Annotated in this window: 9 protein-coding genes; 4 read left to right on the top strand and 5 right to left on the bottom strand. The window is 39.6% G+C overall.

The genetic code is table 11. The features are described 5' to 3' along the window. Window positions 1-27 precede the first annotated feature (27 nt). Together devC and ACE1AT_RS23240 are read right to left on the bottom strand one after the other, a co-directional pair. Complete coding sequence (devC, locus tag ACE1AT_RS23245) at window positions 28-1,209, bottom strand: ABC transporter permease DevC (RefSeq protein WP_374872669.1); 1,182 nt, start codon at window positions 1,207-1,209, stop codon at window positions 28-30. A gap of 135 nt (window positions 1,210-1,344) precedes the next feature. After that, window positions 1,345-2,664 (bottom strand): ABC exporter membrane fusion protein, encoded by a 1,320-nt coding sequence (locus ACE1AT_RS23240; RefSeq protein ID WP_374872667.1) that lies wholly within the window; start codon window positions 2,662-2,664, stop codon window positions 1,345-1,347. Window positions 2,665-3,210: 546 nt separating this feature from the next. On the opposite strand from ACE1AT_RS23240, the gene ACE1AT_RS23235 reads away from it, so the two are divergent. Together ACE1AT_RS23235 and ACE1AT_RS23230 are read left to right on the top strand one after the other, a co-directional pair. Beyond that, a complete protein-coding gene (locus tag ACE1AT_RS23235; RefSeq protein ID WP_374872665.1) occupies window positions 3,211-3,834 on the top strand; it encodes a TetR/AcrR family transcriptional regulator in 624 nt (207 codons plus the stop codon). Window positions 3,835-4,000: 166 nt separating this feature from the next. Continuing rightward, on the top strand, window positions 4,001-5,572 hold the full coding sequence (locus ACE1AT_RS23230; protein WP_374872782.1) for an alkaline phosphatase D family protein: 1,572 nt from the start codon (window positions 4,001-4,003) through the stop codon (window positions 5,570-5,572). A 53-nt stretch (window positions 5,573-5,625) separates the two neighbouring features. Here ACE1AT_RS23230 and ACE1AT_RS23225 read toward each other — a convergent pair whose 3' ends face one another. Continuing rightward, the gene (locus ACE1AT_RS23225; RefSeq protein WP_374872663.1) at window positions 5,626-8,331 is read right to left on the bottom strand and encodes a GAF domain-containing protein; all 2,706 of its coding nucleotides are present in this window, start codon (window positions 8,329-8,331) and stop codon (window positions 5,626-5,628) included. Window positions 8,332-8,480: 149 nt separating this feature from the next. Between ACE1AT_RS23225 and ACE1AT_RS23220 the strand changes: the two genes are divergently transcribed. Further along, a complete protein-coding gene (locus ACE1AT_RS23220) occupies window positions 8,481-9,155 on the top strand; it encodes a hypothetical protein (RefSeq protein ID WP_374872661.1) in 675 nt (224 codons plus the stop codon). A 217-nt stretch (window positions 9,156-9,372) separates the two neighbouring features. Further along, window positions 9,373-9,633: a MoaD/ThiS family protein gene (locus ACE1AT_RS23215; protein WP_374872659.1), complete on the top strand. Its 261-nt coding sequence runs from the start codon at window positions 9,373-9,375 to the stop codon at window positions 9,631-9,633. On the opposite strand, the gene ACE1AT_RS23210 is transcribed toward ACE1AT_RS23215, so the two are convergent. Together ACE1AT_RS23210 and ACE1AT_RS23205 are read right to left on the bottom strand one after the other, a co-directional pair. Beyond that, window positions 9,551-10,222 carry an alpha/beta hydrolase gene (locus ACE1AT_RS23210; RefSeq protein ID WP_374872657.1) on the bottom strand — a complete coding sequence of 224 codons (672 nt, stop codon included), beginning with the start codon at window positions 10,220-10,222 and terminating at the stop codon, window positions 9,551-9,553. The two genes, ACE1AT_RS23215 and ACE1AT_RS23210, sit on opposite strands and share 83 nt — an antisense overlap. Window positions 10,223-10,823: 601 nt before the next feature. Continuing rightward, the gene (locus ACE1AT_RS23205; protein ID WP_374872655.1) at window positions 10,824-12,395 is read right to left on the bottom strand and encodes a metallophosphoesterase family protein; all 1,572 of its coding nucleotides are present in this window, start codon (window positions 12,393-12,395) and stop codon (window positions 10,824-10,826) included. Window positions 12,396-12,457: the final 62 nt, after the last annotated feature.

Raw genomic sequence — 12,457 nt, 5'->3', positions numbered from 1 at the left:
GACAAATGACAAATGACCAATGACAATTTAAAACATATCTGCGGGATCAGCAGCTAAGACTTTACGAGTGGCGATCGCACCGGAAATCATACACATAACTATTGTCAGAATTAGTATTTGTAATGCTCGTGCTAGAGTCATGTATAGTGGCAAGTTTGTTGCACTGCGCGTCAGAGCGTAGAGTCCTGTAGATATAGCAATTCCTGGTATAAACCCTAATATTGCCATAATAATCGCTTCTTCAAATACCACACTCAGCAAGTAGCGGCTTTGATAACCCATAGCTCTGAAAGTAGCGTATTCTTTCATATGGGCATTAACGTCGGTGGAAAGAACTTGATAGACGATAATGACGCCGACTATAAATCCCATTGACACACCCAAGCTGAAGATAAAGCCGATCGCAGTATTAGTTTGCCAATAATATTCCTCAAATTTCACAAATTCTTCTTTGGTTAAAAATTTAACATCTTGTTCATTTGCCAGATGTTTTTGCAAAGCTATTGCTACTTGTTGCGGGTCATAGCCTGGTTGAACTTGAATTAATCCTAAGTTGACACTCCCGGCTTCTCGTCTAGGAAACATTCGTAAAAAGTTCTGATCGCTAGTAATTAAAGTACCATCGGCAATAAAGGAAGCCCCGATTTGAAATAACCCACTGACGGTAATTGTCCGGCGCTCAATTTCACTAGTGACTGTTTTACCTTGGTCAATTTGGGCGATCGCTTCTTGGTAATCTCCCCTCGCACCCCGATCAAATAACACGGTATCTGGTAGTTTAATTTTATCCAGTTGGCTATTGACTTCTGGTAAATTAAATGCTTTTACATCTGGATTAAAGCCAATCACCAAAACCATTGTCTCTTTGCGAGTCTGGGGATTTTTCCAAGAGACAGTGTTGATGTACATTGGTTCTGCTGATTTCACCCCTGCTACATCCATTGTTTGGAATAGTCGTCGTCGGGTAAATGTGGATAAGTTAGCAATATTACGCGCTTGGGGATTAATTAAAACAATGTCTGCCTCTAAGCTACGATGCATTCTGGTATTACTGCTATATAAGGCAGTTTGGAAGCCTGTTTGCATGAACATCAACAAATCAGCAAAAGCAATACCTGATAATGCGACTAAAAAACGGCTTTTATGGCGGTTGAGTTGTAGCCATCCCAAGGGTGTACGTCGCTGTAATTGTTGAATAAATCCAATCATGATGGTTTTTAGGGATCGGGGACAAAATAAGTCAAAAGTCATAGACGCGCAAGCGGCTTCCCGTTCGACAAAGTCGTTCCCGCAGGGTAGGGTAAGTTAAAAGTCAAAAAGTTCTTAATTTTTAATTTTTAATTTTTAATTTTTAATTGTTTCGTCCCCAATCACCGCTTTCACTTGCAAGTTGGTGAATTTGGCTGCTTTTTGGCTGGAAGCTTTGTCTAACTGCACGTGGACTTCTACGACTCTGGCGTCGATGTTGCTAGAGGGATCGCTGTTGATGACGTTTTGCCGTTGAATTTGCCAACCAATTCTTTCTACAGTTGCGTATAATTCACCAGGAATAGAATCACTGTCTAAGCGGACTGTTTGCCCAGGATACACTTTACTAATATCACTTTGGTAAACTTCCACTACTGCATACATCTGATCAGTTTGACCAATTTCGGCGATACCGTCATTAGATACTAGTTCACCGGGACGGGTGTATATTTTGAAAACCTGACCATCTTGGGGCGATCGCACATAAGCTTGTTTTAAGTTGGCTTCTGCTCTTTTGACTGATGCTACGGCTTTATTTACTTCGGCTTGAGCTGCTGTGATATCTGTTGGACGCACTTCGGCGATCTTATTGAGGGTTGCTTTACCTGATTCAATTTGTTTTTGTCCAGATGCTTGAATGCGTGCTAGGTTCGCTTTTGCTTCTGCTATTTGTTCTTGTAAAGATTCTTCAATGCGCTTGAGATTTGCTTTTGCTTCTACTAGTTGTTGTTGGGCTGTTCGCAAAGTTAAACGCTTGCTATCTTGGGAAGATGCCGAAATTGCCCCTTCTTGATACAGGCTTTGATAACGTTGGTCTTCGGCTTGAGCATTATCTAGCTGTGCTTGCAACTGCGCGATAGTTGCTTTCTGTGCTTCTGTTTGCGTGTTTTTTTCTGCCTCTAGACGAGCAATGGTAGCTTTTTGGGCTGTGATTTGTGTTTCTCTTTCTACTTGCAGGCGATCAATCTCTGCTGACTGTGCTGTGATTTCACCTTGCTTTGCACCTGCTTTGACTTGCAATAGATTAGCTTGGGCTACTTGCACTGCTTCTTTGGCTTCTTCTAAGGCCGCTGCGAGGCGATCGCGACTGTCTAAAATTGCGACTACTTGCCCTGTTTTGACTGTATCTCCCTCTTTCACCAACAATTGCTCTACCCGACTCCCTTCTGAGGAAGCAGGTGCAGATAGTTTAATCACTTCTCCTTTTGGCTCTAGCCTACCCAAAGCTGTAACTGTTTTTACTTCTGGTACTTGCACTAGCTGTTGTTGGGCTTTCTGTTGTTCAGCACTGCGGGATTGTTGGATCGCGTAAATACTGATACCACCTACAGCTAATGTTGCAACTGCTGCGATCGCAATTGATGGACGAAAAATTGATGGTGGGAGGAAAGAACCCTCTTTGAAGTTTTGTAGCATAGCATTGATTCCCGCAAAACTAAACAGTTTAGTTTTATGATATTACTAAACTAAACTGTTCGGTTTAGTTTGGCAAGTACTATAATAGAAAAAACTAAACAGTATAGTTTAGTCAAATTCCTTGCAGTTTCTTAAAAAACACGGCACAGCATAGACTAGGAAAAAGGTTAAGGGTTAAAGAGGAAAAAAATTTTCATTGCTGATAATCCTGACTTCTCCAGAAATCTTATTGTTGTGTCCGTGTTTCTCTTTTTAAATGTCACTACATATAGATTTATAGACAATACTTATGGAAAAAATAAAGTATGAGCTGTTGAGGGTGTAAAGATAGAAGGGTGTAAGGGTGTAAGGGTGTAAGGGTGTAAGGATGTAGAGCAGGGGAAAATCCTACCCCTACAATACTTTTGAAGCCAAATCCCGACGTGATAAATCACAAAATGTGGGCTAATGTGACTCTTCCTACACCCCTAAACCCCTATACCCCCACACCCATTTTCAAAGCCCACATTTCCAAATTGGTACATAGCAGCAGGAATCAGTAAAAAAATGGTACGTGCAAAAGTAAATGAAATGGAGCGTGAGACTTCAGTTGAGAAAGTAGAACAAATTTTCAAAGGAGCAATGCAAGAGTTTCTGGCGCATGGCTTCGCTGGTACAAGCATGGATAGACTAGCAGCAGCAGCAGGCGTTTCTAAAGCTACTGTTTACAGCCACTTTGCAGATAAAGAAACACTGTTTAAAGCAATGACCGAGCGACTAGCTCACAAAAAGTATCAGTTAATTTTTGGTAGCGAACCTTTGGAAGGGGAGCCATTGCAAGTTTTGCGCCAGATAGCAACTAGAGCTTTAGAGCAGATGAGTACTGACCAAGAACATTGTGCATTTATGCGCGTGTTAATTGGAGAGTCTGGTCGTTTTCCGGAGTTAGCTCAAGTTTGTGTTAGTTCTATGATCAAACCATCTCTGGAAACTCTCACTCAATATTTGATGTCTCATCCAGACCTGAAAATTAGTGATCCAGAGGCAATAGCTAGAATTTTAGTTGGATCTTCAGTATATTTCCACATTACCCAGGAAGTGCTGCATGGGGAAAGCATTATACCAATGAAAGGCGATCGCATCATTGACGCCATCATTGAGTTGATTCAGAAATCTGCTCAATCCACGTGAGTTCTTTGTTTATTAACAGTTATCAGTTATCACCTATCAAACTTTATTACTTACTGTTTACTTATTTAACATTACCTTAAACCCCATTTTGTTGTAAGTTGGTATGTTCGTTTGCATGGTTGAATCACCTAGAAACGAGTTGATTAATACTAACAATGGGGGCAATATGGAACTGATGGATGGCGATCGCTTGTTACCAATCCGGTGCAGACGACGAAATTTTTTGTTAGGTGCAGGATTTTTCACGGGATTGGCGGTGGCTAGCCAATGGCGTCCGGTAATGGCACAACCAAAGTTTTCTAGCTATCCATTCACTCTTGGTGTTGCCTCTGGTGATCCATTACCAAATAGTGTAGTGTTATGGACACGTCTGGCGATCGATCCACTGAATGGTGGTGGAATGCCACCAGAAAACATTGTAGTGCAGTGGTCAGTTGCCCTTGATGAAAACATGACCAAAATTGTGCGAAAAGGGCAAACCTTAGCAACTCCGGAACTAGCACACTCAGTACACGTTGATGTACGCGGATTAGAACCTGAGCGTTGGTATTGGTATCAATTTCGAGTGGGTAATGAAGTTAGCCCAATTGGACGGACACGCACAGCACCAGCATTAAATACTTCTATCTCACAACTCAAGTTTGCTTTTGCTTCTTGCCAAGATTGGCAAAACGGCTATTACACAGCTTACAAGCACATGGCGGATGAAGAACTCGATCTAGTGGTGCATTTGGGTGATTACATTTACGAGTATGCAGCACAACCTGACAAACCACGTCAGCATATTGGTTCGGAAATCTTTACCTTAGAAGACTACCGCAATCGCCATGCCCAATACAAAACCGACCGAAATCTGCAAGCAGTTCATGCTAAGTTTCCTTGGATTGTTACCTGGGACGATCATGAAGTGGAAAATAACTACGCTGGTTTGATACCAGAAGAAAATCAAAGTCAGGAAGCATTTGTAACTCGGCGGGCTTATGCCTATCAAGCTTACTACGAACATATGCCACTACGTCGCTTTTCCTTACCTAATGGGCCTGACATGCAACTTTATCGGCGGTTTACCTTTGGTGATCTAGCTGAATTCAATGTCTTAGATACCCGTCAGTATCGCACTGATCAGCCTTGTAATGACGGACTCAAGCCCCGTTGCGCTCAAGCTTTCGATCCAGAAGCTACAATGACGGGCAAAGAACAAGAACAATGGTTGCTAAAAGGTTTAGATAAATCCTCAGCACGCTGGAATGTGATTGCTCAACAAGTTATTTTTGCTGAATACGATTTTGATCCCCGCCCAGACTCAGGATTATTCAATATGGATCAGTGGGATGGTTACGTAGCTGCACGCAATCGGATTTTAAATTTTTTGGCTCAACGTCAACCTTCTAACCCAGTGGTGATTACTGGAGATATTCATTCTAGTTGGGTATATGATCTCAAAGTGGACTTCAAAAACCCCGATTCAGCCACAGTCGGGACTGAGTTCGTAGGAACCTCAATCACATCAGATTTTCCCACCAGTTTCATTTCTCCGATCAAAGCTGCTTTAAGTGACAATCCCCACACTAAATTTTTTGATGGTGCTTACCGGGGTTATGTCCGTTGCAACCTCACACGCGATCGCTGGCAAAGTGATTTCCGCATTGTATCAACAATTACTGAGGAAAATGCCTCTGTCAGTACTCTGGTTTCGTTTTTAGTTGAAAACGGTAAACCAGGCGCACAAAAAATTTAATTAATAACCCTATAACCCTGTCCCACATGTATAGAGACAGGGTTAATAGTTTATCAGTCAACTACAGGTACAGAGGCAACCTCATCACCAGCAATTTTTTCTGCTTTAGGACTAGGTGTATATATAGAATCAAGTTCTTTAATCAAATCAATGGATTGATTTTGATCGTTATGACAACTCTGACTTACGACGTCACGCACTTCACGAAATTCTCTTTTCCTACCTATAAAAGCAGCAATTAAATAACATACTCTATTCAAAAATTCCCGACAACTTTGGTGAAAATCGTATTCATAGGCAGCATACAAAGAAAGCGTGCCGACAACCTCTGTCTGATAAATCAGTGGGAAACAACCAAAAGATTTTAAGTGGTTATCTATAACCCACTGTTTGTTTTTAAATTTATCCAATTCTTTAGTTATATTCGGAATTATAAAAGGTTCTCCCGATTCTAATACTTTTCCTACTATTCCTTCTCCTAACTGAATTCCCTCATTTTTTCTCTGTTCCCAATTCACAACACGGGCAACACAGTTTCTAGCTTGTATTTCCAGAACATCTGCTTGGTTTTTGAGTCGTAATATACATACCTCAAAAGCAGTGTGTTCAGATATCAGCCTAGTGACAACTTCATCATAAGCTTTTTCTTCGTTTTGCTGATAGTTAACTAAAAAGCTACTAATATCTAACTCTAGTTGGTTTTGTCTATTTCTGCGTATGTTAGAAAGAGCAGTAGCGACTGCTGAAGCTATCGCTGATAACCAATAAATTTCATTTTGAGTAAAACCATTACTAAGATGTTGTCCTGTATTGGAATTAATTTTATTGATGACTTCTAGGACTCCATAAGTCTTACTTTGACCATTTAAAGGAACTGCCAGACCACAGCTAATTTTTCCTAATTTTTTGGTATATTCAGCTTGACTTTTACTATCTAAATCTTCTTCATATAACTTATTACTACACTGGGGTTTACCAAAACCATCTTCCTGTTGTGGTAAAGCAGTTCTTCCTGTAAAGCTCTCGCCTACAGCGTAACTTTCTGTTGCAAACCATTGATTATCTATAGATTTTCCCTTGGCATCTATACCTTGTATTCCCTTACGATGTAGTCTTCCGTCTTTACTAAAGATAAAAATAGAAGCTGTTTGAGAATGCAATCTCTTACGTACAAAACTCAGAGCTTTGTCTATAACTTTATTCTCGTCAGTTAAACTGATTAATTCATTTCTCACTTTTTGTAAATCTTCAAGTAATTCTTCAGGAGTAATAATATTCATTTGATAAAGCTTATATTCTACTTCCCTGACAAACTCCGTAACTTGCTCGACATTTTCTCTGTTTTCTAATTTAAAAGGAACAATAGCTTGAGAAGATTTAATTCTATCAAATGCTTCTTTATATAAATTTACTTGCTCTGTAATCGCAGAAAAATTAACAAATCTTTTGTGTCTTTTATCGATCAAGTTATCTTCGTTATACCAAACCAATAGTTGACTCTGATCCGCAGCTTCAATAATTGCATATTGCTTAGTGGGCAAACCATAATCATTATCTTGCCATTTTGTTAGCTTTTCATTAGTACAAAATTCTTGTGCTAGAGGTTCATAGGCATCTCGCATCATTACATAAACTTTGTATTTAAAAGCATGTTCCAAAAGGAATTTTGTCGATTTTTTATATTCTTGTATATCTGAAAAAATGAATATTCTTTCACTTTCTTTATTGCTAGTATTGCCAATTTCATCGCCTCGATCATTTGCCCAGAAAAGTTCGACATGATCAACAATAGCCACAGCTTGGACACGAGGATTAATATCTCTATCGTTTTGTAAAGAAACAAGATAGCGTGGATAAAGCTCTAAAGGAATTGAGTAAACGCTGCCATTTAAACTAACATCTTCAATCTGATTACATACATCAGTCAGAACATTGATGATGAGTTTTTGAAAAAGTTTATTAGTTTGAAAATATTTGTTGTCTTTTAGTATCTTTTGACCTGCTTTTACAATCAACTGATAGTCTAAGGATTCATCTTGAACTATTTGTTCTTGTTGTTGTTGAATTATCTGTTGCCACCAATTAGCATTGGCAAGTTTGAAATTGATCCAAGTTTTAGCTTCTTGGATGTCTGTACCTGTCATCTCATGAAAAAGTTCAGCCAAACTATCCTGATTTGTGCCATCTATGATAGCAAAGTGCAGTAGTGCTTCAGTTAGGTTTTCTCTACTAAAACATACCAGCTTGAAGTTATTAATCTTGCCAGAAAGGAAACCAACGGCAAAATTCACCCATGAATTCCGTGAGAATCCTGCTGTCAAACAAGTGATACTGTAATTTATACCATCTAGAGATTGTGTAATCTCAGTTAGCTTTAGTGAACTAGAGTTAAAATCTACATCTGATATTGATGCTTCAATCTGGGGATGCTTGAAAATATCATTTAGTCCTTCAGCAATATATTTCCCAGTCTTACCAAACCAAAAGATCAGGACTTTTTTCTTACCCAACTTGAGTTGATACCTGTCGATGAGGATTTTTTGTAATTTGGCTAGTTTACCTGGCCCTGCACCAGCCAACCTAAATTTGGTGTAAATCTTACCTAGCCTTTTCTGAACTGCATTTTGCGAGTCTATCCCCAAAAGCCTTTGTATCTCTGTTGGAGATTTTCCATCCAATACTAAGGACAATACGTCCTGTTCGGCTGGAGATAAATTTTCCTCTGCCACTAGTTCTTTTAAAACATCTGGAGGAATCATAGTCATACTTCTACATCATATAAAAGCCTCATTAATTTTAGCAGTAGTGCTTAAACAATTTTATTGACACTATATTGACATTAAAAAGCCTCACTTATATCCTTGTATAAACTACTCTATTTTAAATGAGGGTTTTAAAGGGAATCTACATGATGAATTATTTTTCGAGAAATCATCAACTGATTGACAAAATTGAAAAACAAACCATTCCAGTCTTACAGATTGTAAGTGCCATCATGATCGCTTTTTATGCTGGATTCTGTGCTTGTTACTCGACTACTTGGAACAAAGTACACTACAATCCAGTTCAAATCCAAATCCAAGCACAACCTATTGCCAAAGTTCCAAATCTTAAAATCGCTGGGTTTGAATATCAAGCGATCGCATCTTTGCTGATTACCCTCCTGATCGAAATCATGACTGCTGCTAAAGCTCATCGTCTTCAAATACCTTTTGAAGTTGATGATGACGATGTTTACAGGCGGCTAATATCCTTACGTATCCCCAGCACAAATACAACTTTGATCATGAATTTGCAAGGTGAAGGTTCGACGTTTTTAAGCGACTTATATATGTCAATTGAACCTGCCAAACGTATCATTCACTTTGAACAACTTTTGCAACATCGTAACCACAGCTTTGCTTATGGATTTCGGCTCTTACTCGATGAGTTGCAACATCCTAACTTAGAGTGGATCAAGGTAAACCATGACGGAAGTTGGTATGTGCCTAAACAGGCTTATTTCCCATTTATGACTTGGATCAAGGAAGAAATAATTCGTCAATGGGAATTAGAAGCAGATATCTTTGATAAATGGTGCTAATCAAAAAAAGGAGTGTGCAATTTTAACTATCTAACAACGATTAATTAACGCAAATCCTACGGAGAATAAGAGTGTCAATTTTGTCGCCACTCTATATCTTCCGTTGGTAAGGATAGCGATCGCATAACGTACTGTAGGTATTCACCCCTTTGGTACTTCCCTCAAAATTAGCGATAATGTAAAGACATGTTTCAAAGACTGCTTTGATTGGGCTTTTATGTCTGAACCTGCAATTAAAATTACAGTCAAGTTATTCGCTGCTTATCAAGAAGCTTATGGAGTACCAGAACTAGTACTGGAATTTCCCAAAAACACACCAGTTGGTGCAGTATGCGATCGCCTAGTTACCGAACATCCAGAACTAAGTCAATGGCGAGATGTAACCCGGTTTGGAGTTAACTTGATATTTGTTGAACCAGATACCATCTTGCAAGAGGGTGATGAAGTGGTATTAATTCCTCCTGTGAGTGGTGGTTAGCTACACTACCACCAGACCAATTTGATTTCAATTCCGCAGCGATCGCAATTGGCTCTGATTGTTTAGAGCCTGTAATATAACTCAGTTCATCCAACAATTCTAAAAAATCTTTGACACTGATTTGAATATCTGTAGGAAAGTGACGTATAAAAGTTAATCCAGTTAATCCTTCTGGGTCTGCTGCTGCTACTAATAAGGCTGAACGGATGGCATAAAAACCATTTTGACCTGTTCGTGTTTTGATAATAGCACCATATTGGCGTATATATTCTTCTCCGATTGGAGAGTAGGTCAGTTTGGAAACTGCTAGAGGATTAGTGTTAAATTTATACTGCAATAGATTGCGAAGAGTTTGTAATTTTTCTGGTTTGAGTCGTTGAGCAAAAAACTCAAATTCTTTGGTAATTCGACCTTCTTTTGCAAAAACTTCTAAAGATTTAACTGATAGGCGTAAATTCATAGACCCAGCAGGTAAATAAATATTCTCTGCACTGATAGCAGGTTTGATTTGAAATCCTGTGATCAAAGTGCTACAAGTAACAAAAATCAATGTGGAAATTAAGTGAGAAGTTAATTGAAAAGGGAACATTATAGATTTTAAAGATATTTGTGTATGAATTATGGCGATCGCTCTGGTAATACTGGACTAAACCACGTCTACTTTGAGAACTGTAGTTTTGTAGGTTGGGTGTAGCGACAGCGAAACCCAACTTTATCAAGGCTTTGTTGGGTTTCGCTTGCGCTCAACCCAACCTACATTTCTTCTTAACTGAACCGTATTGAGGACTAATTTATTTTGTTCTTGATGAACAGAATTATCTACTTTTCTGGCGATATCTTAATAAAGAATTACATCTCCCAGCTGATAATTATTGATGTCATATGCTTGGCTAAATTTATCTGCCAAGCTATTACTTCGTGTACAGATAAATATAAATAATTAAAAAATAAAATATCAAAACTAGGTTAATTAAATTTAGGGTAGCTCTAGTGTTGTATGCGATCGCACATGTTCACCTCAAAACATCATGCTTTTAAAACAGGTATGCGATCGCTGATTCTTAGCTCTTAAAGATACTATGCGGTTTGGTCATTATCAGTTAATGTCTCATCTATACCGCCTTTCAAGCGGGTGACTGTTGTTGTGCGATCGTACTGCTGTAACAGCCAGCATCTTAGCTTATAAAGCTTCAAATCTCAAACGTTTCCAATTCTTTGTTAAACCACTCTCCTTGAAACCGTTCTGCAACAAGTGGTTTGACAACAAACTTCGGTGGAGTACCCCCTCTGACATCAATCCGCACACATGAGTATGGCAAGCGCTTGAAATTATCGTAACCATTGCGACCAACAAATAAAAGCGAATCCGCAATTTTACGAGTCGGTTTTTCTTCTATATATTCAAAAGTCTCCATTAATTCAGTCCCTTCATTTCTTTGACGACGGGGACGACGACCACTACCACCGCAGACTATACAATTGAGGTGAGAGTCAGCATATCCGGTGTCGGTAGTGCGGAGATATTCCAAGCAGTGAGCATGACCGTTTAAAATCAAATCAACAATCGGGCGCCCTTGAGTTAAAGAACCAAGAGTTTGTGCAGCACTGTCAAATACCCAACGCAAACGCCGACGCACTGCTAAAGTTTGGGCTTGATGCCATTTACTCGCTTCGGTAACATAGGGGGGATGATGGAAATAAACTACTCTTCCCCGTACTTCTTGACTATGCCAAGATGCAATCAGTCTTTGCTTGAACCATTCTAATTGTTCAAAGTCGATCGCTGGTTCGTCGTGGGATGCAAGTTGTTTTTCGATGTCAATTTTAACTTCGTCGATTTGGTATAACTTGGCTTTGAGAGCGTCGAGTTTTTCCGCATCTTCAGGATTATCTGGGTTGAGGCGATCGCACACTTCCAAAATTTGCATCTCTTCGTCTTCGATTTCGTGACGACGCTTTTCTAGTTGACGGCGACTGCTTTCTCCTTCTTTGGTTGCGGGTAGGGGAGATGGTTCGTTAAAAGTATTCGAGTCGAGGGCAAAAAAGTCAATCCCGCCGTAACGGAAAGTATAGTAACGATTGGGTAGGCGGGTGAAACGTCCAGGTTCGTAGCGCAAACATCGCCCTGTGTCTATTTTGGCGGTGTAGTGTTCGTCGAGATGAAATTCTAACTGTTGTTTGTTGTGGAATGCTTTCAGATAATCAATAAACGCCCGTGTATATGCATCACCTTGATCAGAACCATGCCAACCAATTTCAATATCTTTATAGCGGAACAGGCGACGCAGTGGTAATGTGGTTCCTGCCAACAGCCGATACATCAACGGTACATCATAGTAATCATGATTACCAAGCACTGGCAAAATTGGGGTTTTAAACACCATGCGATCGTAAGGAATGCGTTTGTAGTTTTCTCCGTTTTCGATGAACTCGCGATAAGGTTCAATAAAATTTCGCGGATAATACTCGCGGGAACCAACAATATAAATTACATCCCCCATATGTAAAACAAAACTAGATTCCTCTTGGTGCGGAAGCATCAGTTCAGCAACTTGGCGTTGGGGATGGTGTTTATAGTATGATTTCGTCCCACTATCACCAATCACCATAAACGAAAATTCTGGATTATCCGAGTTGCGATCGTCGATCACCATGCTAGTTTGATCAATCCCACGCTGGATAATACTTGCATTACCCCAGCGCACCCGTTCTTTCATCTTTTGAATTTTTATAGGTATGGACGGTTCAGAAATGAATTTCATTGGCGATCGCTCCCAGAATGCAGAACTCTGTCTATTTCTGCTTGCATTCCGATTGTATCCGC

This window comes from Pelatocladus sp. BLCC-F211 (assembly GCF_041928655.1).
GTDB lineage: Bacteria > Cyanobacteriota > Cyanobacteriia > Cyanobacteriales > Nostocaceae > Pelatocladus.
This window is presented reverse-complemented; position numbering and strand designations above follow the sequence as displayed.